Consider the following 22887-nt stretch of genomic DNA (forward strand, 5'->3'; position numbering starts at 1 on the left):
CTTTGCAAAAAATAAAGCAGATTATGGCGATCATCCACTCACTTCGCAAGCAAAAATTAAATAACTTTTCACGAAGGCATTGGGGATTTTTCTTATGTCCTGTTATAGTTAGCCGAGTGTATCTAAAAATAAAGTGTTTTATGCTTGATGTGATTGAACTTGATTTTGACTATCATGACCAGCCATTGTTGCAACAAATTTCTTTTCATCTTCCTGCTGGAGGCTTATTGCATTTAAAAGGTTCCAATGGAGCAGGAAAAACGACTTTACTTAAATTAATCGCAGGTTTGCTTAATCCTGAAAAGGGAGAAATTCTCTTCGAAAGGCAATCTATAAAAAAAGATCTATGCACCTATCAAAAGCAATTATGTTTTGTGGGGCATAGATCAGGGATCAATCCCTATCTTACGCTAAGAGAAAATTGTTTATATGACATACATTTTTCTCCTGGTGCAGTGGGCATTACAGAATTATGCAGATTATTCAGTTTAGAACACCTTATTGATTATCCATGTGGATTACTATCCTCAGGACAAAAAAGGCAAGTTGCTTTATTAAGATTATGGATGTCAAAAGCAAAATTATGGTTGCTTGATGAGCCTTTGGTTGCTCTTGATGAGTTATCATTGCTTACAATTATCACAAAAATCCAGGAGCACAGGGCAAAAGGTGGTGCTGTATTATTGACCTCTCATCAGGATTTGCCTTTAAACAAGGCGGATTATGAGGAGTATCATCTATGAATTCCCCATTTCAATTATTCGGAAAACAGTTCAGGCGTGAAATATTAATCCAGGTGCGGCAAATCAGATATTTAGTTAATTCGTGTTTATTTTTTTTAATGTTGTTATTTATTTTCCCTCTTACTCTAAGACCAGAATTAATGTTGATGCGTATGTTTGCTCCCGGATTAGTGTGGATGGCCATTTTGTTATCCATGCTTCTTTCGTTAGAACGGTTGTTTCAACAAGATTATGAACAAGGAGTCCTTGAACAGTGGCTAGTTTCAGGGCAACCATTAAATCTCCTTGTGACAGCCAAAGTTATGGCACACTGGTTGATATCCGTGACTCCGTTATTATTATTATCTCCTTTGATTGCAATATTATTTTCATTCAATGTTTGGGAAACATGTATATTGTTATTGAGCCTTATTTGCGGGACGCCTGCCATATTATTTTTATGTGCGCTTGCAGCAGCTTTTGGTATAGGGATAAATCAGCGTGGGGCTTTGATGGCATTGATTCTATTACCGTTAACTTTACCTTTACTGATATTTGGTAGTGGTACTTTGAGCGTTGCGATGCAAGGTTTGCCGGTCAGCGGCTATCTGGCTTTATTATTGGCGATGTCTCTATTGGCTGTTGGTTTTCTACCTTATGCGATTGCGGCAGTGATACGTATTAGTCATATAGACTAGGGTCTGTTGACATTTCTACTATCTTGGCCGAAAAGCCTTGATTGTCTGTGCTCCGTTACTCACATACTTCTATGTATGCTCCGCTACGGTGCTCGAAAATCAAGGCTTTTCGACTCAAGCGAGCGAAATGTCAACAGACCCTAAGTTTGGAACTAAATTTTGTGATTGTTTTGATGCGTGGTAGAATCCTTCTTTTTGATTTTATTGTTTCCTATGTGGAAGATATTGTATCAGTTGGCATCGCCAAAAAATTTTTATAACTACGCGGGACGTCTCATTCCCTGGTTGGCAGTCAGTGCTTTGACTACCATGGCCATTGGTATGGTTTGGGGATTGGTATTTGCTCCACCAGATTATCAGCAAGGGGATGCATACCGAATTATTTTTGTTCATGTACCCAGCGCTTTTTTATCAATGGCATTGTATGCCTGGATGGGGTTTCTGGCCATTTTATTGTTGGTGTGGCGTATCAAAATGGCAGGGCTTTTGATTCATAAGGTCGCGCAATTAGGTGCCTGCATGGCATTTCTTGCTTTAATTACAGGGAGCATTTGGGGTAAACCCATGTGGGGTGCCTGGTGGGTATGGGATGCCCGCCTGACCTCAGAATTAATACTTTTGTTGCTCTATCTGGCAATTCTGGCTACCTATCAAGCGGTAAAAAATAAAGAAGATGGAGATAAAATAATAGCAATTTTAGCTTTGGTGGGTTTAATTGATTTACCAATAATTCATTATTCAGTTTATTGGTGGAATACTTTACACCAAGGTGCAACTTTATCTGTGTTTGCCAAACCCAAAATTGCTCTCAGTATGTTGTATCCATTGTTAATCACTTTGCTGGGTTTTTTCTTGTATTCCTTATGGATCATTTTGGAAAAAGCACGTAATGAAGTCTTATTCAGGGAGAGAAAGCAATCATGGGTTAAGATTCAATTTGAGGAAGAGTCTGATGAATCAGTTTTTTGAATGGTTGGCAATGGGCGGTTATTCTCTCTATGTTTGGCCTGCTTATGGTTTGGTTTGCGTGGTTTTGGGCATGAATATTTTAGGAATAAAGTGGCAAAGAACTCGTACCCGCAAAAAATTACAACGTTGGTTTAAGAGATAGGTTAAATGACCCCTGTACGGCGACGCAAATTATTTATCTTACTGTTTGCCCTGTCTGTTTTATCTGCAGCGGCTGCCTTGGTTCTATATGCCTTAAGACAAAATATCAGTTTATTTTACACCCCCACGCAGATTGTTGCGGGAGAAGCACCAGCAAAACACCACATCCGAGTTGGAGGTATGGTGGAAGCAAACAGCATAGTGCGTGCCAAAAAAGGTTTGGATGTCCAGTTTAAAATTACAGATTTTGAAAACACGATTGTTGTTACCTATTCAGGGATACTTCCCGATTTATTTCGAGAAGGGCAAGGAATAGTTGCGGAAGGAGAAGTAACTGATAATCATCATTTTCATGCTACACAAGTTTTGGCAAAACACGATGCCAATTATATGCCACCTCAAGTAAAGTCTGCTTTAGCTGATAAGGTGAAACAATGATAGCGGAATTAGGGCTGTTTTTTTTGGTTTTGGCTTTAGTGGCTTCTTTGATGTTAGCTTTGATCCCATTGGCGGGTTTGCAATTCAATCGGAAAGACTGGATTGATTCCTCCAGGAATTATGTCGTGCTGCAATTTTTATTTGTGGCATGTGCTTACCTATGTCTCACGGCCTGTTTTTTGATGGATGATTTTTCGGTGATCTATGTGCTGAATAATTCCAGCTTATTGCTCCCATGGTTTTATAAATTTTGTGCTGTGTGGGGTGGGCATGAAGGTTCCATGCTGTTATGGGTCGCTATCCTTAGTTTTTGGATGATCCTGGTTTGTTTTTTTAGCTCAAGCCTTGATACGGAAATGCGCGCTCGGGTATTAGTTATTTTAGGTTGGCTAAGTATTGGTTTTATTCTTTTTTTGTTAATGACTTCCAATCCTTTCTTGCGCCAATTTCAAGTATTGAATACACAGGGCCGTGATCTGAATCCATTGCTGCAAGATCCTGGCTTTTTATTCCATCCTCCTATGTTGTACATGGGATATGTAGGGTTTTGTGTCGCTTTTGCTTTTGCTATTGCCGCTTTATGGGCAGGGAAAGTAGAAACCAGTTGGTCTAAATGGACCAGACCCTGGACTCTGGCTGCCTGGTGTTGTTTAACCGCGGGAATTACTTTAGGCAGTTGGTGGGCTTATAGAGAATTAGGCTGGGGTGGTTGGTGGTTTTGGGATCCTGTAGAAAACGCTTCTTTTATGCCCTGGCTGGTTGGTACGGCACTATTGCATTCTTTGGCAGTTACAGAGCAACGCCAGCAATTTAAAGCGTGGACCATGTTGCTTGCAATCGCTGCTTTTTCTTTAAGTTTAATTGGTACTTTTCTTGTTCGCTCTGGAGTTTTAACTTCAGTTCATGCCTTTGCGGTTGATCCTCAGCGGGGATTATATATTCTGGGATTTTTGTTATTCGTCATTGGGGGTTCTTTAACATTGTTTCTTTTCAGAGCCCAAACCTTGCAAGTCAATAAACATCCTGGCTTATTATCCCGAGAAAGTGCGTTGTTGTTAAACAATGTGTTTTTAGTGGTTATTATGCTGACGGTATTAATGGGCACGGTTTATCCATTGCTGGTGGAAGGGTTAGGGTTAGGTAAATTATCCGTTGGAGCGCCCTATTTTAATGCAGTATTTGTTCCATTAATGATTCCTTTATTGTTGCTAATGGGGTTAGGTGTCCGTTTGAAATGGCAGAATGATTGTTGGAGGGATGTCTTCAGAAAGCTAAATCGTATTTTTTTGCTTAGTCTGATATTGCCTGTCATTTTACTATTCTGTACCTCAACTGAAATACACCTTACAGCCCTTTTGGGATTAATTTTGGCATTCTGGGTTTTGTTGAGTACTGCTAATGCGGCGTATCACAAAGTCAGGGATAGAGGGGTGGCAGGAGTTGGACAGGCTTATTGGGGGATGGTTTTGGCTCATTGTGGTGTCGCAGCAACAGTGATTGGCATTGCTGTTTCTTCAGCTTATGGCGTACAAGATGATGTACGTATGTCTCCTGGCAAGCAAGTGAATCTGCTGGATTATCAGATTGGATTCATTAATCAGACTCCGTTGAATGGCCCAAATTACAAAGGGACAAGGGCTGAGTTTTCAATACAATATCAGAATAAAACCAGGAAAATTTTTCCTGAAAAAAGAGTGTATACCATTGGACAAATGCCAATGACTGAGTCTGCGATTGATGTTACTCCTTTCCGAGATATTTACATTGCTTTGGGGGAACCACTGTCTGAGGATGCCTGGTCGGTACGTATTTATTATAAACCGTTGGTCCGCTGGATTTGGGCTGGCGGATTTATGATTTTAGCCGGAGGCGTTTTGGCATTAACAGATAGAAGGTATTACAGAAAAAGGCAAGTAACGGTAATGTCAGTGCGGGAGATCAAGATATGAAAAAAATAGGATGGCGTGTTATTCCTGTCGCTATTTTTTGTCTTTTATGTTTTTTCCTCTGGCGAGGTTTATCTTTGGATCCTCATCATTTGCCTTCAGCTCGAATTGGAAAGCCATTACCAGACTTTGCCTTACCAGAGTTGCAAAATCCCGATTCTACTTTTAGTGCAATGAATTTTCATAATCAGGTCGTTTTACTTAATGTCTGGGCAAGTTGGTGCGAGGCTTGCGTTGAAGAGCAAGTATTTATGTTGCAACTCGCAAGAGAAGGCGTACCTATCTATGGTTTAAATTATAAAGACAATCCAGAACACGCAAGAGCATGGCTTGTACAATGGGGGAACCCTTATCGACTCATAGGCCAGGATTCAGAGGGTAAAGTCGCTATTGATTTAGGTGTATATGGGGCGCCTGAAACGTTTGTTATTGATAAGAAAGGAATAGTCCGCTACAGGCATGTCGGGATAATGAATCAGAAAACCTGGTTAACTGATATTTTACCTTTAATGAGGAATTTGGAGAAATCATAATGAGAGTATTCCACTTCTGTTTTAAGGTGATTTTATTGCTGCTATTAGTATCCGTTGCGTTTGCAAATAGTATGTATCCATTGGACTCAGCAAGAAAAGAAGCACAATTTAACCATCTTTTAAAAGATTTGCGTTGTTTGGTATGCCAAAATCAGGATTTGGCAGATTCAAATGCTCAATTAGCGAAGGATTTACGTTTTCAGGTTTATGAATTAGTGAAAGAGGGCAAAAGCGATAGTGAAATAATGGATTATCTAACCGCACGTTATGGGGATTTTATACTATTTAAACCGCCTGTTAAGAGCGTGACTCTTTTATTGTGGTTTGGCCCATTCCTGTTTTTATTGATTGGCTTTATTATTTTTTGGCGGACATGTTTTAAGCGAAATTCTCATGAATGAATGGTGGTTAGTTATTTTATTGGTTGTTTTAGCCGTTTTTGCATGCACTCTTATTACCTATCCTTTGCGGCGCAATCGTTTGGTAAGTTTGTTGCTCGCCCCCATTATTTTTATAATGGTTTTTACAGGGTACTATTTTTGGGGAGATTTTGCTCGGTGGCAAGAATATCTACATCGAAATGAGGCTCAGGAGCTAGCGCAATCGATGCTAAAATCGATTAAAAGCCCTCAGGAATTAATCGACAAGCTGAAGGCCAAGTTGGATGCGCAGCCTGAAAGTGCCAAGGGTTGGTATTTGTTAGGCAGATTATACAGCAGTCAAAAGGATAACCAAAATGCTTCCCTCGCTTTTGCAAAAGCCCACCAGCTTAAACCTGAAGACGAGCAATTTGCAGTCAATTATGCCCACAGTTTATGGCAATTGAGTAATCAACAGTTCAATCCTGATATTTTAGAAATTTTTCATACCTTATTAAAAAATAACCCCAGGCAACCGGATGCTTTAGCCATGCTTGCGATGCATGCTTACTTAAGTCATGATTATGAAGCTGCGATTAATTACTGGCAACGACTACTCCAGTTGGCGCCAGCGCAGTCCGAAGAAGCATTGGCTATTCGCAAGGCAATAGCAAAAGCTGAGCAACAAATTAATAGAGGGGGAAAGAAAAGTGACAGATAAAGTTTACCAAATCGTGGAGTTAATTGGGACCTCGCAGGAAGGAATTGAAAAAGCAATTGATAATGCAATAAAGCAAGTGGCTAAAACGCATGGGAAATTGGATTGGTTTGAAGTAGTAGAAACAAGAGGTTTCATTGATGATAATAAAGTGAAATATTATCAAGTGCATTTAAAAGTGGGTTGTAATGTTTAATCAAACAGGAGTTGTTAACATTTCATTGTTTTGTTGATAACAAAAAGGTGTAATTATGAAAAAACTACTATCTGCGTCTGTTATTACTTTGATGATTACCGGATGCGCAGCTATTCCAGCAGATCCTCAGGCCGAACGTGTCATTGCAAGCCCGAATCCGGCACCTAAAGGTTGCAAATACGTGGGCCAGGTCGTAGGCAATCAGGGTAATTTCTTTACCGGAGGCTTTACTTCCAATCGCAATTTGGAAGAGGGAGCAATGAATGATCTGAAGAATAAAGCAAGCAAAAAAGGGGCAAATTACATTCAATTGGTGACGAACCGAGCCGGTGTAACGGGTTCCATGAGTGGTTCATTTGATCGTCACGGTGGTTTTATGAGCGGCGGTTCAGAACAAACCAATGTGACTAATCTGGGTAATGCCTATATCTGCCCGCCCAAGGCAATTGGGTTAGAGTAGAGTTATTTCAAGAAATTACCCCGGATTAGGCACAAAGCCTGGATCCGGGGATTGACAGGACATGCTTGAAGAAAGGGATGTAATAATAATGGGCTCATTAATACGATAATACGCTTTTTACATACCCTGAGCATCACAGAAATCTTTGCAATGCGGCAATAAAATGAAAGAGACAGTTTATGCACGAGGCCTAATCAGGTTTTCGAAATATAAGGATTGTCTTTAATATAAAATCTTAATAACTCATTAGCCCATTCTTTAGCATAATGAACCCCAATTCTGGGTTTTTCTATAATGGTAAAATCAGTTGGACTGTTTGGCTCAGCAATATAAAAATCATTGCTTAATAAATCACGATGATTCAGTTTGGAGTCAATGCGCATAGCTTTGGATAATAACCCTGGTCCTTGAGTTCTGTCTTGAATGTTTTTGATAGGCTCCAGGGCACGTATTAATACTGCTGAACCTATCCCCTCCTTTTCGGTGACTACGTTCATGCAATAATACATGCCATAAATTAGATAAACATACGCATAGCCTGCTGGCCCAAACATAACTTTAGTTCTTTTAGTCAATCCTTTTGATGAATGACAAGCCAAATCATGTTGCCCAAGGTAGGCTTCGACTTCTACAATGCGCCCAATTTTCTCTTCCAATCCATCATGATGAACTAAATATTTACCTAAAAGTTCTTTTGCAACCAGAACGGTATCACGTTCGTAAAAAGGTCTTAGTAATTTACGCATAACGGAATCTCACTCGACTTCTGAAAATTCGTTTAAGGCTTCGAGAAAATAATGGCCATAACGAGCTAATTTATGTTGCCCAACCCCAGATACATTCAGTAGTTGCTTACTGTTTTTGGGTTTTGATTGGGCCATTTCATGTAATGTGGCATCACTGAATATCATAAATGGTGGTTTGTTTTCTTCATCGGCTAACTGACGTCTTAACGCACGAAGCTTTTCAAATAATGGGTTACTTTCAGGTTTAAAGGAAGGATTCTGCTTGCCTTTCTTTTTACTGCTATTCAGGTCATTGTTAGGAATGGTTAATGAAATACTCTCTTCACCTTTTAGGAGGGGAATCGCTTTTGGGGTCAAGCGTAACACATTAAAATGATTCATGTCCTGTAAACAATAATCTTTATGAATTAATTGCCAGGCAAGATGCTTCCAATAATTGGCAGATTTCTCCTTCCCAATTCCAAAGGTACTTAAATGCTCATGCCCAGACTGCTTGATTTTTTCAGATAAACTACCTCTCAGGACATCAATAGTATGAGTTAAACCATAGCTTTGTTTTAATCGATAAATACACGATAAAAATTTTTGCGCATCTTCTGTTGCATCGGCTGTTTGCGGTGGGTTATCGCAGACATCACAGTTTTTACATTCTGTATGAGAAGGTTCATCAAAATAGCGTAATAAAATTTGACGACGACAATGCGACGCTTCAGCAAAAGCAAGCATATGATTTAATTTATTGGTTTCTATATGTCTTTGCTCCTCAAGAGGAATGTTCATGATCCAGGACCGCAAACGGGCACTATCCGCAGCATCATAAAGAAGAAGGGCCTTGGCCGGTAATCCGTCACGTCCTGCACGACCTGTTTCCTGGTAGTAACCTTCGATGCTTTTGGGTAAATCATGGTGAACAACAAAGCGAACATTAGGCTTGTCAATACCCATTCCAAAAGCAATAGTAGCTACCACAATATCAATGCGATCGTATCTGAAAAGGTTTTGCACCTCACGCCGCACCGCATGAGGCAGGCCTGCATGATAAGCGCGTGCTTTAAATCCAAGTTCTTGTAATTTCGCTGTAAGATGTTCGACTGTATGGCGGGTTCCACAATAAATAATTCCAGATTGCTGGGTATCAGATTGTAAAAACAGATTTAATTGCTTCACTGCATTTGTTTTAGGAACTACTTTGTAATGGATATTCGGTCGATTGAATGAAACAACGTATTTTTTGGGTTGATAATTCAACTTGGTAACAATATCCTCACGTGTTTGCTTATCGGCAGTAGCTGTCAGAGCAATCATAGGAATGTCAGGAAAGTTAGTTTTCAGTAAACCTAAACAGGCGTATTCAGGTCGAAAATCATGTCCCCATTGTGAAATACAGTGTGCTTCATCGATAGCAAATAAAGAGATAGTACATTCTGACAGCCGATCCAGAAACGAGGTACTAATAAGACGTTCTGGAGCAATATAGAGTAAATCCAATTCATTATGATGTAATTGATTTAATACATTTCTAGCCTCTTCGGCGGTTAAGGATGAGTTGTAGTAAGCCGCACGAATACCCTGCAGTTTGAGAGCGGTTACTTGATCTTCCATTAACGCGATTAAAGGAGATACTACAATGCCAACACCAGGGCGGACAATGGCTGGAATTTGATAGCAAAGCGATTTTCCCCCTCCAGTAGGCATCAAAACCAGTACATCTTCCCCAGAAATGACATCCTCAATTATTTTTTCCTGAGGAGGTCTGAAGGAATCAAATCCAAAATATTTTTTTAAAACAGCTAATGCGTTTGGATTTATAAAAGATGGTTGCGCTAAAGTTCCCATGTAATTATTCTTATTATCTTTCCTGGGCGCTAAAAATTCGCAATAATATCATTTTTTAAGAAAGCGTCATAAATAAATCCAATGACTAAAATCAATAAATCTAAGGATGGTCTATGCATTTTAATTTCACTGATGAACATTTGGCATTTCGAGAAATGGCCTCCGAGTTTGCTCGTAACAAACTGGCTCCAATGGCAGATTTCTGGGATGAACAAGGTTACTTTCCAATCGAAACTTTAAGAGAAGCGGCACAATTAGGTATGGCGGGAATGGTAGTCCGCGAAGACATAGGAGGTGCTCAGCTCTCTCGTCTGGATGCAGCACTCATCTTTGAACAACTCGCTACGGGCTGTATTCCAACAAGTGCATATCTCTCCATCCATAATATGGTTGCTTCATTGGTCGACCGCTATGGCAGTCAAGAGATTCGCAAGAAATGGGGGCCAAAATTAACCAGTATGGAAGTGATAGCCAGTTATTGTCTTACAGAGCCAGAATCCGGATCTGATGCAGCCTCTTTAAAAACTCGCGCGGTAAAAGAGGGTGAATATTATGTTCTTAATGGTGCGAAAGCATTCATATCGGGTGGAAGTGTTAGTGATGTGTATTTATGTATGGTACGTACAGGCGATGAATCTCATCATGGCATCAGTTGTTTGTTAATTGAAAAGAATACTCCTGGTCTGACATTTGGCAAACTGGAGAAAAAATTAGGTTGGCGAAATCAGCCAACTTGTATGCTATATTTTGAAAATTGTCGTGTGCCCATTGCCAATCGTGTTGGTGAAGAAGGTATGGGTTTTAAAATCGCACTGAATGCCTTAAACGGAGGGAGAGTGAATATTGCTTCCTGCTCATTGGGAGGGGCTCTTGCTTGCCTGCGAATGAGCCAATCTTATATGCATGAGCGTAAACAGTTTGGAAAACCTTTAACTCAGATGCAAGCCCTTCGTTTTTATTTTGCGGATATGTTAACAGATTATGAAGCGGCAAGGCTGATGGTTTATAGGGCTGCAGCAGCAATGGATAATGATGATCCCAATGCGCCAATGTATTGTGCTATGGGCAAGCGCTTGGCTACAGATGTCGCATTTCGTATTAGTGATAAAGCCATGCAATTGCATGGAGGTTATGGCTACCTGCGAGATTATCAAATTGAAAGAATATTTAGAGATTTAAGAGTTCATCAAATTCTTGAAGGCACTAATGAAATCATGCGTGAAATTATAGCGAAAGCAAGTTTGGATGAAGAGTATTTTATAGAGTAATCATAGGGGATTATTGATGAATTTAATTGAACAGGATATAGATAATAACGGAATCTTAACTTTAACTTTGAATAGGCCAGAGAAGCTCAATGCTTTAAGCACTGATGTTCTGAGCGCATTAAATGAATTATTCTTTCAAGCGAAATCCAATCCCAAAGTCAAAGCATTATTGTTAACAGGAAATGGTAAAGCATTTTGCGCTGGGGCTGACATTAATCGACTGGCTGAATGTAACGCTCAAACTGGTTATGAATTTGCTTGCCAGGGACAAGAGGTTTTTCGACTTTTGGAAACGATGGGGAAACCTTCACTTGCCGCAGTGAATGGTTTTGCTTTCGGTGGCGGATGTGAGTTAGCGATATCTGCGACTCTTAGAATTGCTTCAAATAAGGCAATGTTTGGTCAGCCTGAGGTAAAATTAGGTGTTATTCCCGGGTATGGCGGCACACAACGATTGGCCAGGCTAATTGGCAAAGGGCGCGCGATGGATTTATGTTTGACTGGGCGCTTTATAAATGCTGAGACTGCCTTAAACTGGGGGTTAGTCAGTGAAGTTGTAGCACCAGAGGATTTGTTGACTCAAGGAAAAAATATTCTAAACGGAATATTAAGCATGGCTCCTTTAGCAGTTGCCAGTGTAATGGAAGTGATAGATCATGGTTATGATTTATCACTCACAGAGGCACTTCATTTGGAAGCAATTCATTTTGCAAAAGTTTGCGCCACTGAAGATAAGAAGGAAGGAGTAGCTGCGTTTCTAGACAAGAGAACCGCGGATTTTAAAGGGGTTTAATTATGACTGAAGAGGTGCTGTTTTCTCAGGAAGGTCAATTGGGATTCATTACTTTAAATCGACCAAAGGCTTTAAATGCTTTAACTTTAACCATGATCATGGCACTGCAAAAGCAATTGTCAATTTGGAAAGAAGATAATTCTATTAAAGCAGTCGTCGTACAAGCTGTTCCGGGTAATGCTTTTTGCGCAGGTGGTGATATTCGTTGGCTATATAATGCGGGCCGTAGTAAAGACTCTGAGCAGATGCAGTTCTTTTGGCATGAGTACAGGTTAAACCATTTTATTCATCATTTTGGTAAACCTTATATTTCTTTGCTGGATGGGATTACTATGGGAGGAGGGGTCGGTATTTCCTTACATGGAAGCCACCCTGTTGCCAGTGAGCGTTTTGTATTTGCAATGCCAGAAACAGGGATTGGTTTTTTTCCTGATATTGGTGCCAGCTATTTATTAAACAAATGCCCAGGGTTTTTAGGAGTCTATTTGGGGTTAACCGGAAATAAATTGGGTCCTCATGATGCCAGGAAGGCAGGGTTAGTGAAGCAGATTGTCTTTGCAGAGCAAATGCAGTCAATGATTGAGGCATTAAAGAGAGAAGATTTATCAGAAGATGCTTTCAATCTTGTTGATCAATGCATTTCTTCTTTTGCAAGTGATGCCATGCCCACCGAGGCAAGTCAAATCAAACCTTTAATCGATGTCTGTTTCTCCAAGCCTAGTGTTGAACTAATAAGAGAGTCTTTACAGAGCACAGACGGTGTGTGGGCTCTTGGGGTGGATAATACTTTGCTGCAAAAATCGCCTCTGAGCCTTAAGATAACCCTTGCACAAATCCAAAAAGCCAAGGGCTTATCTTTAGCAGAATGTTTAAAAATGGATTTCGATCTCGCCAGTCATTTTATGAAAGGTAGTGATTTTTATGAAGGAGTTCGCTCTTTATTGATTAATAAAGATAAAAATCCTCAATGGAGACCGTCCAGTTTGGAGTTGGTCACTGATGCCATGGTAGTGAGTTATTTTGAAAGCTCATCTTCCGGATTGGAATTAATGATACTTTAGTTTTTGGATTTTGATTGGGGGAATAATAGATTTCCCGTATGAATACTTCCTTATGGTTGAAAGCAGTCTGAAATATTATCTGCTTGCTGTCATAAGGAAGTATCTAAAAGTAATAATTTAATAAAATGTGCTCATCCCAAAAATGTCTCCTTCGTCAAAAGAGCTTCAAGCTTGCGGTTGTAAGCAGCGGTGATTACTGTACCTATTACAATTATGAGTGAAATAATATTTTAGATTGGAAACAAATATTTGTTCACCATTTTCCATAAGAAAAATTCGTTCAGGTTGCAGTTCGACAAAATTGGAGTCCATTAAAATGGCTTCATAAACGCTTGAGGCATTAACGAAAATCCACTTATCCAGGAAAGGTAGAATTTTATTGGGATCATTGGTAAAGAAATTTTGATAAATATCAGTGAACAATTTATTTCTCATTTCATAATTGCTTTTGAAGTAGAAATTGCTGCGGTCTTGCTTATATTCTACAAAGGGTGGTTTATTAGGATTTTTTTTCATTCCCGCCGAGATAGTTAAAGCAACAACAAGAGCTTTTGCTGGCTCAAATGTCAATGGTGTACCTAACAGATTGGATCCATTATTTTTTGCCAGGTAAGTTTCTAATAATTCCACTGCATCATCGGTTAGTGGATCTAAATAGCTATTGATGAGAAAGCCAGTGGCCATATTGGTATCCGGATTATAACTACAACTAATATAAGTATTGTAAGTGAATTTATCAGGAGTAAAAGGAGCCACCACTTTTTCAAGAATTTCTTCGTGTACTTGATCGCAGTCCAGCTGTTGTGATTCGAGAGAACCAGAGACACGAACAATTTGAGTGGGGTAGTCAATACTTCTGGCATTAGGCTCAAGTAACTTCAAGTGTGTCGATTCACTGGAATAAGATTTTACAAAAGCATTTTTACTGGTTGGAATTTTTGATAAAAAGACATCTCCTTTGTCATTTTGGGGTTGGCTTAATGCACAAACAGGGAGTAAAACCAGTGGAGCAATAAAATGATTGAATCTCATAGCAAACTCCTTTTTTAAATTAAATCCTTTAATTTAAAGAACCAGTTTGGCAGGGAACAGATTAGATCAGGTTTTGATCACATGTGATCGCATGAAAACAGGTTCTAATTTTGAGTATACAGGAATGATTTTAATTCGCTACGTTTATGGGGTCGTAAGTTCCATGGTATACTATGCGATTGAAGCCTATTATTTTTAATTAATTACTTAATTTGAGAGCAGTATGTCTGATTTTTATCAAGACTTTAACAAAAGGCGAACTTTTGCCATTATTTCTCACCCTGATGCAGGAAAGACCACTGTAACTGAAAAGTTATTACTTTTTGGAGGAGCTATTCAGTTGGCAGGTACGGTCAAAGGCCGTAAAGCAGACAGGCATGCCACTTCTGATTGGATGGAAATGGAAAAAGAGAGAGGAATATCGATTACCACGTCTGTTATGCAGTTTATACATAATCAACACGTCATCAATTTGCTAGATACACCAGGCCATGAAGACTTTTCTGAAGATACATATCGTACTCTCACTGCTGTAGATTCTGCCTTAATGGTAATTGACGTGGCCAAGGGAGTAGAGGAGCGAACGGTAAAATTGATGGAAGTTTGCCGTTTACGTGATACACCGATCATGACTTTTATCAATAAATTGGACAGAGAAGGGCGAGAACCTATTGATTTGTTAGATGAAGTAGAGTCTGTTTTGGGCATTCAATGTGCGCCAATTACCTGGCCAGTTGGAATGGGTAAACGCTTCAAGGGAATTTATCACCGCTATCAAGATATTATTTATTTATATCAGCAGGGAAGTAATGCAAAAAAAGTCGAAGCTATGCAGATTAAAGGATTGGATAATCCTCAATTAGATGAGTTGATAGGTGACAGTGCGGACGAACTCAGAGAAGAAATTGAATTAGTCAAAGGAGCGTCCCACGAGTTTAACTTGGAAGCTTATCTTGCAGGAAAAATGACCCCGGTATACTTTGGTTCAGCAATTAATAATTTTGGTATTAAAGAATTATTGGACGATTTTGTCGAGTATGCGCCAGGACCTCAACCTCGAGCAACTCAGGAGAGAGTTGTTTCTCCGCATGAAGAAACATTTTCCGGTTTTGTTTTTAAAATTCAAGCCAATATGGATCCCAAACACAGAGACCGAATTGCCTTTGTGCGGGTTTGTTCTGGCTCTTACAAGAAGGGAATGAAATTAAATCATTTACGCATAGGAAAAGAAGTGCAAATTTCCAATGCCTTAACTTTTATGGCAGGCGATAGATCACACACAGAACTTGCTTTAGCTGGTGATATTATTGGTTTGCATAATCATGGTACTATTCGTATTGGTGATACTTTTACACAAGGTGAACACTTAAAGTTTACTGGAATTCCTAATTTTGCTCCTGAATTGTTTAGGCTTGTCAGGTTGAGGGACCCATTAAAGAGTAAAGCCTTACTTAAAGGATTAATCGAATTATCTGAAGAGGGTGCTACCCAGGTTTTTAGACCATTAAACAGTAATCAGCTAATATTGGGAGCTGTTGGGATATTACAATTTGATGTGGTAGCGCATAGACTGAAACATGAATATAAAGTGGATTGTATTTATGAATCAGTCAATATAGCTTGCGCTCGATGGGTTTATTCTGAAGATGATAAAGCAATGAGCGAGTTTCGTACCAAGGCTTATGATTATTTGGCTTTGGACGGAGGAGATATGCTTATGTACTTGGCGCCTACCAAAGTGAATTTGACAATGGCAGAAGAACGTTATCCCAAGATTAAGTTCTGCGCTACTCGAGAACATTGATGAACAGGATTTGAATTTTCACACCCCATTACTGTTTGGTGTTGGGGTGCGATTAGCTCAATTCTTTATGCAGTACAAGTTGCTTTGAGAGTATGTGGTCCAAAATTGGTGATTTGAACTTTTGCTCCAGATTCCGCGCTTAATTTTAAAATATCGCCGGAATGGACAGTCACTTTCATGGTATTTCCTTTAGAGAGCGTAACACCATTAATTTTACCGGCTTTTGCGAGTGCCTCGGCAAAAAGTTCATTGGATGGATCTTCACTGGTAATTTTACAATCGGCCGCTACTTCCCAATACAAATAATTAACAAAGACTAGAGGTTCATTAGGGGGAAACTCATATTCCAGCGTTACTCCAGCTTGGAGTGTGTGAGTCACGCTGGAATAAGTGCTTGAACTAAATGTTGCCACTGCGCATAACAACGTAAAGCCGATTTTTCGTAGCATAGATATATCTCCATTATGAAAAATTAACTGGCTAAGATACATTTATTTTGCTTCGTTGGCAAATTAAAAGGCATTTGCGTCGATTGAACCGGGTACCCACCCCGTCAGAGATTATTGTTTTTATTTTGAAAGGGTTATATTTCTCCCAAAGCCTTAGCTATTGATTCAGTCATTACTTTTGCATCTCCGAAAAGCATGTAGGTATTGTCGTGAAAAAATAAATCGTTTTCTACACCGGCATAACCAGGAGATAAGCTGCGTTTGACGAATAAGACCGTTTTAGCTTTTTCAACCTCCAGGACAGGCATCCCATAAATGGGTGAGGCAGGATCAGTTTTAGCTGCGGGGTTGGTGATATCGTTAGCTCCAATCACGTAAGCAACGTCACAGGTAGCAAAATCTCTGTTAATTTCACTTTGCTCAAAGACTCTGTCATAGGGGATATTGGCTTCAGCAAGTAATACGTTCATATGGCCAGGCATGCGCCCAGCAACAGGGTGTATTGCAAAGCGAACACGAATAGAACGAGATTCCAAGGCATCAACAAGCTCTTTCACCGCATGTTGAGCATGTGCCACTGCCATTCCATATCCAGGAACAATGATGACATCCTTGGCATTACTTAATAGGAATGCAGCATCTTCGCCGTTGGCTTGCCTGACATTGCGTAACTCATTAGCAGAATGAACTTGTTTCGTATTTCCAGAACTGTTTATTCCACCAAAAATGACATTAAAAATAGAGCGATTCATACCAACGCACATGATATAGCTTAAAATTGCCCCGCTGGCGCCTACCAGAGCGCCTGTGATAACTAACAGATGATTACTCAGAGTGAAACCTATTCCTGCTGCGGCCCAACCTGAGTAGGAGTTCAGCATGGAAATAACGACGGGCATATCGGCTCCGCCAATAGGAATAATCAGTAAAACCCCAATGAGAAAAGCTAATCCCGCGAGCAGGTTAAAGAGAAACAGGTTTTGATTGGCTACAAATAAAATGAGTAACACCAGGATTGTTAGTCCTATTAGTAAGTTGACATAGTTTTGAGCATAAAATCGAATTGGAATACCTGATATGAGTCCTTGCAATTTTAAAAAGGCAATGACTGAACCAGAAAAGGTAATGGCTCCGATAATTAATCCCAGGCTCATTTCAATTAGACTTGCGGTCGCAATAGCACCAGGTGTGCCGATTTGAAAGGACGCGGGGGATAAAAAGGCACAATAGGCTACCAGAACTGCTGCCATGCCTACTAAAGAATGAAAAGCAGCAACCAGTTGTGGTATGGCCGTCATGTTGATCTTCAAAGCAATAATAGTTCCTATTATTCCGCCGCCTGCTATTAAGGCGATTAAAAGAATATGATGGTAGGTAGTGGGCATCATCAGGGTGGAGCCCACTGCCAGGATCATACCCAGAATGCCTAGAAGGTTCCCCCTTCTTGAAGTAGCTGGACTGGCCAGTCCTTTTAAAGCCAATATAAAGCAAATGGCTGCAAATAAATAAAACAGTGGAACTATTGAATTCATTACTGATTCCGTCCTATAAATCATTATTTTTTATACATGCGAAGCATGCGTTGAGTTACTACAAAGCCACCAAAAATATTAATTGAAGTAATGAATATGGCTATGCCACCTAACCAGGTTATGCATCCGATCAATTCACTTCCTGCAGCAATTAAAGCACCAAGTATAATAATACTGGATATGGCATTGGTTACTGACATTAGGGGTGTATGTAAAGCCGGTGTTACTTTCCAAACCACATAATAACCTACAAAACAGGCCAGTACGAAAATGGTTAATATTGTAATATAAGGATTATCAAGTGTATGAATTTCAGGCATTTTGCTTCTCCTTTACTCCTTGAAAGGGCAGGTAAGTTCCTTTATGGCAAAGAACGGCTTGCTGGATAATCTCATCATCAGGATTTAAGTTAAGTTCAGCCGGATTTTTCGCCAAAATGTTTATAAGATGAACCAGATTATTAGAATAAAGGTCACTTGCCGTAGCAGGGACGAGACCTGCCATATTACTTAATCCCACTATAGTAATCTCACCATGCTTGATGATTTTATCGGCAACACTGAGTTCACAATTTCCACCTCGAGACGTTGCGAGATCAACAATGACAGAACCTGGTTTCATTTGCTCGACAGTTTTTTTATAAAGTAAAACCGGAGCTTGACGCCCTGGTATCAAGGCAGTAGAAATTACAATGTCTGCAGTTTTTGCATATTGATCAATGAGTTCAGCCTGAAGTTTTTTATATTCTTCGCTTGTTTCTGTGGCATATCCCCCAGCTGTTTCACTATCTTGCTCCTGCATTACCTCTATGAATTCAGCGCCTAAACTTTCAACCTGTTCTTTGGCTGCCTTTCTTACGTCAAAGGCATAAACCACTGCACCTAAACGTTTCGCAGTAGCTATGGCTTGCAAGCCTGCAACTCCGGCACCAAGAATAAGTGCTTTGGCCGGTTGTATCATGCCTGCTGCTGTCATCATCATAGGTATAGCTCTATGAAATGTTGCCGCAGCTTCCAAAACTGCCCTGTAACCAGCTAGGTTAGCCTGAGACGATAGGCTGTCCATGCTTTGAGCACGACTTATCCTGGGAATGAGATTCATTGAAAATAATGTCATTTTTTGATCCAGACACCACTTAACAAGCGGGCTAAGTGGGTTATTGTCTATATGTCCGATTATTAGAGAATCTGGAGGTAAGCCATTCAGGTTTTTGGGATCGGGTTCGTTAACACATAAAAGAATTTGTGTTTTTTTGAGTAATGTACTTTTACTATCGAATATTATTGCGCCAGCTTTTTCAAATTCTTCGTTAGCAAAATCTGAGCTAAGCCCCGCGTTTTTTTCAATCCCTACATCATAGCCTAGTTTTATGTATTGTTTGGCCGAGTTGGGAGTAATGGCTACTCGCGTTTCCTGGGCTGATTCCATTAAGGTTGCAATCATCATGGGAAAATCCTTATTACCGTTATTATTCTATCCTATTGTAATTTAGAATAATTTTCTACAGCATAAAATACCAATTTTGGATCTTTGGATCCGGACAAGCGAGGAATGAACCAATAAAAAGGGCGTATTGAATACGCCCCATGGTGTTAGTATGTTATAGACAGCAAGATTGAGTGCAGTCCTGTTTAAAACTGTGGATTCCTCCGGAGTGCTTTTGGCTTCTCAGTCTAGGCTGAGCTTGCTCACCACACTCTCAATCTGGCCTCCAAAATTGTACTGTTGGCTGAACAATGATTGCCGTCTATGTTTCAATATTAGGCTAACGTTGTCATTAATTCCACTCAATTGCACTTAAAAATTGCAAAAATTTTGTTAAACACCCTATTTTAATTTTTATGCTTTCTTACTGAAGAGGGCACCACTAAAAATTGATGGGAAGGGTTTTCTGGAGGCATAGTGGCTATTTCCTGTTTTTAAGAATATTTGAGTAAAATATATTTTCCCCTTTTCATCTCGAGCTATACCTACCCCGGTAAGGTCATAGTTCCCAACGATATTTCTTTTGTGTCCTGGGCTACGTAACCAGTTTTTGACAACATCCTGGGCATTTTTATAGTTGTAAGCCACGTTTTCAGCCCCTGCATTTGAGTTTTTAATTTGTGTGTGTAATTTATCAATACGTTTTTTAAAATATTTATGGCCGAATGGTATCGCGTGTTTTGCCATATCCATGGAATGAATTTTTGCTTCTTTTACTATGCGGTTATCCATTTTGAGAGGAGCCAGGCCATGCTGTTGTCGGTAATTATTGATATAAACTAATATTTCATTTTGAATGGCGGTGTCATTCACTGTGCTTTTGGGGTGTGATACTGCATAAGCAGGGGAGAGCAAACTGTATACAAGTACCATGAATAGGGTTTTAGATTTAATTTTTATCAGATTCATAGGAAATCCTCATAATTTATTATTAAGAATAAAGGAATTATTTTGATCTGAATGGTTACTAAAAAACACACTTTTGTCCAGTGGTTGATAGAACTAAAAATTTACTAAAAGTATTTTATTGGATTTATTTGGTCTTAATTTTCATATTATGGTGTGTGCTTTTTCATTTGATTTCATATAATATATTTTCAATCCAGGATTTGAAATATACCTCCATACAATGAAATGTGATATTTCTTTGGGCACTTTTGGCTTATATTTTTTTACTTAGTTTTTCAATAGCCTCATCAATTTTTTCAACTTCGCCTGAATAATGGTAATAAATACGATTTTGGGAACAATCGATGATCCCTAGTTGTTCTTTAGGCTGCTTATCAAATTGTTTAAAGATCCAGAAAATAGCTTGGGAATCATCGTTTTTTATTTCTTTTAACAGATCAATCATCCTGTTTTCTTCAATTTCAGAATGGGTACAAACCAGCCCTGTTGAAGAAAGAGTGATTTTATAGGCAAAATGTTTTTCTTTCATGATAGTACTCCATTTAATTATCATCAGGACTTATGAGAAATCCCAATCTCTTTGTTAAAAATATTTTTAATTTAATCATTTGGTTTATCTAAACCCCATAATTAAAAACATCTTTTGCCGTGACCTTGGTTTTTTCGTAAGCCCCGCAAACTAAAAGGCTTAATAGATTAAATTATAGTCTCTAATACATTAATAAGGATAAAAAATTTTGAATAGGTTTATACAAAAGTGTTCTTTAATTAGCCGGTGTTCTATAATTAAAAGGAATGGATATCAATTAATGGACATTGGATAAGATGACTTCCTCCAAGCATTACAAGGAAAGTATGACCTTGCTATTTGAGGGATCTCTAAGAGCGATTCCGTTCAATATTATATTGGCTACATTGCTTGCCCTTGACCTTGTTTATAGTGATGTGCCTGCATTAATAATAGGGGCATGGTTTTTCGGTATTGTCTTTATAAGCTTGGTAAGAAGTTATTTCTGCTGGAAAATAATTAAGAGGGGAGTAGAAAAAAATAGAATTCAAGCCACTTTGATCGAGTTTTTCCTTCTTACATTTGTTACGGGCAGTATATGGGGCGCATGTTACTTCATTACACTGCCTTATGTAAATGATCTGCATGAATTTATTATTATTTTAGTGTTTGGTGGAATGTGCGCAGGCGCGATCGCTTCTCTGTCTATTTATTTACCAGCTTATTATGCCTATGTTTTTCCAATGCTTTTACCAGTCATTGTTTATAATTATGCCTTGTTAGATGTCGATAGAACGATGTTAGCAACCATGTTTCTAATATTTATTGCCATGCTTATTATTTCTGCAAAGATTAATCATAGATTGCTCAATGAAAATTTTCGATTATTCAATGAAAAAGAACTATTAATCAATGAATTGAAAGTAATGTCAATCACTGATTCTTTGTCGGGGTTATATAACAGGAGATATTTTGACAACATATTTCCACAAGAGTTTAATCGAGCAAGACGCAATCAATATTTTTTAAGCCTGGTATCAATAGACATAGATAATTTTAAATTAATCAATGATAATTTGGGGCATCCTTTTGGCGATAAAGTCCTGATTAGCATCGCTGATTTATTAAAAAAAATATTTCGACGTTCAAACGATATACTGTTTCGGCTTGGCGGAGACGAATTTGCAATAATCATCGCTAATCAGCCGATTAAAGAAACAATATCTATTTGTGAAACAATTAAAAATCCTTTTAAAACAGAAAACTTGAATCATACTTATGACTCAAACGAGCAATTATTCATGAGTCATGTCACTTTAAGCATAGGGATTGTTTATATTCATTTTGAAAGTTCAGCCAGTATAGAGCATGCAATTACTGCGGCAGATAAGGCATTATATCAAGCTAAAAAAAAAGGAAAAAACCAAATTGTAGTAAAAAAGCTACTTTAAGAAGATGACATTCTATCTTTAACTGAGATGGCGCCTGGAAGCTGCGTCCTAGTTTAATGGATTATAAGTTGACAGTAAATCCTAATAAAATTCCATGTAAAACAGGGATATTTGAAACACTGCCAGTTTTTGAGCTCATGTTTAATTTGACGTTAGGATCATTACCAAAAACCCCCTGATACAGCAAACTCAAACTGGCCAAAGCGGTGATAGGATAACCAAAGCCAGCTTGAATTTCTCCGGCTAATTGTGAAATTTCATTGATAGGGTAGAGATCAACTTGCCAAGACCTGTAAGCGACACCACCTTTTAATTGTGCGAAAAAAGAACTTCCAAATAAAGGGTCGCTTTTGGCGGTAACTAATAAATCCAGCATAGGACTGAGGTTGGTTTCTACCGGTAGCCATCCAAGGACTGATAAGGTTTCTCGTGGGATATTCAAGCGCATTTTATTGCCGTTTTGGACTCCAAGTTCTAATCCCAGAGCAATATCTCCACTCAGCATTAATTCATTAGCCAGAGCCAATCGGCCTAAAGCGGTTTTGCCATCTTTTGAATACATGTGCTGGTATCTGCCACTTCCAAAACTGGCAATAATTGTCCAAGGTTGGTCTTGAGAGGTGGGCTCAGGATAGTAACCATCAGCAAATACGTTGATTGATAATAAAATTCCTATTGCAATTAGTTGTAATTTCATTTTCATCTTTCATATCCCTGATTGAATTGGTTGGTTCTGAAAGCAGTTTTACCAAAAGAATCTTATATGAGCCAGCTGTAGTCTTTACACAATGGATATAATTTACTGCTTTATGCAATTCAATGAAAGCGGCAAT

26 protein-coding genes are annotated in these 22887 nt (G+C 39.0%); 16 read left to right on the forward strand and 10 right to left on the reverse strand.

Annotated features, from left to right (window positions below; genetic code table 11):
- Window positions 1-140 precede the first annotated feature (140 nt).
- The 11 genes from ccmA to LPG_RS04290 all read left to right on the forward strand — a co-directional run bounded on the left by ccmA (window position 141) and on the right by LPG_RS04290 (window position 7180).
- Complete coding sequence (gene ccmA, locus LPG_RS04240) at window positions 141-743, forward strand: heme ABC exporter ATP-binding protein CcmA (RefSeq protein ID WP_010946592.1); 603 nt, start codon at window positions 141-143, stop codon at window positions 741-743.
- Window positions 740-1420: a heme exporter protein CcmB gene (ccmB, locus tag LPG_RS04245; protein WP_010946593.1), complete on the forward strand. Its 681-nt coding sequence runs from the start codon at window positions 740-742 to the stop codon at window positions 1418-1420. The genes ccmA and ccmB overlap by 4 nt, the downstream gene beginning before the upstream one ends.
- A 213-nt stretch (window positions 1421-1633) precedes the next feature.
- Entirely contained in the window at window positions 1634-2389 is a 756-nt protein-coding gene (ccmC, locus tag LPG_RS04250) for a heme ABC transporter permease CcmC (protein ID WP_011213329.1), read from the forward strand.
- A complete protein-coding gene (gene ccmD, locus LPG_RS04255; RefSeq protein ID WP_011945969.1) occupies window positions 2373-2531 on the forward strand; it encodes a heme exporter protein CcmD in 159 nt (52 codons plus the stop codon). Before ccmC ends, ccmD begins: the two co-directional genes overlap by 17 nt.
- A 5-nt stretch (window positions 2532-2536) precedes the next feature.
- Window positions 2537-2968 (forward strand): cytochrome c maturation protein CcmE, encoded by a 432-nt coding sequence (ccmE, locus tag LPG_RS04260; RefSeq protein WP_010946596.1) that lies wholly within the window; start codon window positions 2537-2539, stop codon window positions 2966-2968.
- On the forward strand, window positions 2965-4917 hold the full coding sequence (locus LPG_RS04265; RefSeq protein ID WP_010946597.1) for a heme lyase CcmF/NrfE family subunit: 1953 nt from the start codon (window positions 2965-2967) through the stop codon (window positions 4915-4917). Before ccmE ends, LPG_RS04265 begins: the two co-directional genes overlap by 4 nt.
- Complete coding sequence (locus tag LPG_RS04270) at window positions 4914-5447, forward strand: DsbE family thiol:disulfide interchange protein (protein WP_010946598.1); 534 nt, start codon at window positions 4914-4916, stop codon at window positions 5445-5447. Before LPG_RS04265 ends, LPG_RS04270 begins: the two co-directional genes overlap by 4 nt.
- On the forward strand, window positions 5447-5848 hold the full coding sequence (locus LPG_RS04275; protein WP_010946599.1) for a cytochrome c-type biogenesis protein: 402 nt from the start codon (window positions 5447-5449) through the stop codon (window positions 5846-5848). The genes LPG_RS04270 and LPG_RS04275 overlap by 1 nt, the downstream gene beginning before the upstream one ends.
- The gene (locus LPG_RS04280; RefSeq protein WP_011213331.1) at window positions 5841-6527 is read left to right on the forward strand and encodes a tetratricopeptide repeat protein; all 687 of its coding nucleotides are present in this window, start codon (window positions 5841-5843) and stop codon (window positions 6525-6527) included. The genes LPG_RS04275 and LPG_RS04280 overlap by 8 nt, the downstream gene beginning before the upstream one ends.
- On the forward strand, window positions 6517-6720 hold the full coding sequence (locus LPG_RS04285) for a dodecin (protein ID WP_011213332.1): 204 nt from the start codon (window positions 6517-6519) through the stop codon (window positions 6718-6720). Before LPG_RS04280 ends, LPG_RS04285 begins: the two co-directional genes overlap by 11 nt.
- Before the next feature lie 55 nt (window positions 6721-6775).
- Window positions 6776-7180, forward strand: coding sequence for a DUF4156 domain-containing protein (locus LPG_RS04290; RefSeq protein ID WP_010946601.1), 405 nt, complete (start codon window positions 6776-6778; stop codon window positions 7178-7180).
- Window positions 7181-7374: 194 nt separating this feature from the next.
- Here the strand turns inward: LPG_RS04290 and LPG_RS04295 are convergent, their stop codons facing one another.
- A complete protein-coding gene (locus tag LPG_RS04295) occupies window positions 7375-7926 on the reverse strand; it encodes a DNA-3-methyladenine glycosylase (protein ID WP_010946602.1) in 552 nt (183 codons plus the stop codon).
- 9 nt (window positions 7927-7935) lie between these two features.
- A complete protein-coding gene (recQ, locus tag LPG_RS04300; protein ID WP_010946603.1) occupies window positions 7936-9762 on the reverse strand; it encodes a DNA helicase RecQ in 1827 nt (608 codons plus the stop codon).
- Window positions 9763-9875: 113 nt separating this feature from the next.
- On the opposite strand from recQ, the gene LPG_RS04305 reads away from it, so the two are divergent.
- Genes LPG_RS04305 through LPG_RS04315 form a run of 3 tightly spaced genes read left to right on the forward strand, consistent with a single transcriptional unit; the run spans window position 9876 to window position 12884 of the window.
- Entirely contained in the window at window positions 9876-11030 is a 1155-nt protein-coding gene (locus tag LPG_RS04305; RefSeq protein WP_010946604.1) for an acyl-CoA dehydrogenase family protein, read from the forward strand.
- A 16-nt stretch (window positions 11031-11046) separates the two neighbouring features.
- Window positions 11047-11823, forward strand: coding sequence for an enoyl-CoA hydratase/isomerase family protein (locus LPG_RS04310; RefSeq protein ID WP_011213333.1), 777 nt, complete (start codon window positions 11047-11049; stop codon window positions 11821-11823).
- 2 nt (window positions 11824-11825) lie between these two features.
- Window positions 11826-12884, forward strand: a complete 1059-nt coding sequence (locus LPG_RS04315; RefSeq protein ID WP_010946606.1) for an enoyl-CoA hydratase/isomerase family protein — start codon at window positions 11826-11828, stop codon at window positions 12882-12884.
- A 165-nt stretch (window positions 12885-13049) separates the two neighbouring features.
- Here LPG_RS04315 and LPG_RS04320 read toward each other — a convergent pair whose 3' ends face one another.
- Complete coding sequence (locus LPG_RS04320; protein WP_010946607.1) at window positions 13050-13916, reverse strand: Lpg0189 family type II secretion system effector; 867 nt, start codon at window positions 13914-13916, stop codon at window positions 13050-13052.
- A 223-nt stretch (window positions 13917-14139) separates the two neighbouring features.
- Between LPG_RS04320 and LPG_RS04325 the strand changes: the two genes are divergently transcribed.
- Window positions 14140-15720, forward strand: coding sequence for a peptide chain release factor 3 (locus LPG_RS04325; protein WP_010946608.1), 1581 nt, complete (start codon window positions 14140-14142; stop codon window positions 15718-15720).
- A gap of 65 nt (window positions 15721-15785) precedes the next feature.
- Here LPG_RS04325 and LPG_RS04330 read toward each other — a convergent pair whose 3' ends face one another.
- From LPG_RS04330 to LPG_RS04355, 6 genes are all read right to left on the reverse strand, one after another.
- Window positions 15786-16169: a hypothetical protein gene (locus LPG_RS04330; RefSeq protein WP_011213334.1), complete on the reverse strand. Its 384-nt coding sequence runs from the start codon at window positions 16167-16169 to the stop codon at window positions 15786-15788.
- Between the two features lie 134 nt (window positions 16170-16303).
- Window positions 16304-17701: an NAD(P)(+) transhydrogenase (Re/Si-specific) subunit beta gene (locus tag LPG_RS04335; RefSeq protein WP_011213335.1), complete on the reverse strand. Its 1398-nt coding sequence runs from the start codon at window positions 17699-17701 to the stop codon at window positions 16304-16306.
- A gap of 23 nt (window positions 17702-17724) precedes the next feature.
- A complete protein-coding gene (locus tag LPG_RS04340) occupies window positions 17725-18021 on the reverse strand; it encodes a proton-translocating transhydrogenase family protein (protein ID WP_010946611.1) in 297 nt (98 codons plus the stop codon).
- Complete coding sequence (locus tag LPG_RS04345) at window positions 18014-19147, reverse strand: Re/Si-specific NAD(P)(+) transhydrogenase subunit alpha (protein WP_010946612.1); 1134 nt, start codon at window positions 19145-19147, stop codon at window positions 18014-18016. Before LPG_RS04345 ends, LPG_RS04340 begins: the two co-directional genes overlap by 8 nt.
- 393 nt (window positions 19148-19540) lie before the next feature.
- Window positions 19541-20095 (reverse strand): CAP domain-containing protein, encoded by a 555-nt coding sequence (locus tag LPG_RS04350; RefSeq protein WP_010946613.1) that lies wholly within the window; start codon window positions 20093-20095, stop codon window positions 19541-19543.
- A gap of 253 nt (window positions 20096-20348) precedes the next feature.
- Complete coding sequence (locus tag LPG_RS04355) at window positions 20349-20624, reverse strand: hypothetical protein (RefSeq protein ID WP_011213336.1); 276 nt, start codon at window positions 20622-20624, stop codon at window positions 20349-20351.
- A gap of 296 nt (window positions 20625-20920) precedes the next feature.
- Here LPG_RS04355 and LPG_RS04360 point away from each other — a divergent pair, with 296 nt between their 5' ends.
- Window positions 20921-22054, forward strand: coding sequence for a sensor domain-containing diguanylate cyclase (locus tag LPG_RS04360; RefSeq protein ID WP_011213337.1), 1134 nt, complete (start codon window positions 20921-20923; stop codon window positions 22052-22054).
- Window positions 22055-22115: 61 nt separating this feature from the next.
- Here the strand turns inward: LPG_RS04360 and LPG_RS04365 are convergent, their stop codons facing one another.
- On the reverse strand, window positions 22116-22757 hold the full coding sequence (locus tag LPG_RS04365) for a hypothetical protein (protein ID WP_010946616.1): 642 nt from the start codon (window positions 22755-22757) through the stop codon (window positions 22116-22118).
- Window positions 22758-22887 lie beyond the last annotated feature (130 nt).

Source organism: Legionella pneumophila subsp. pneumophila str. Philadelphia 1 (genome assembly GCF_000008485.1).
Classification (GTDB): Bacteria; Pseudomonadota; Gammaproteobacteria; order Legionellales; family Legionellaceae; genus Legionella; species Legionella pneumophila.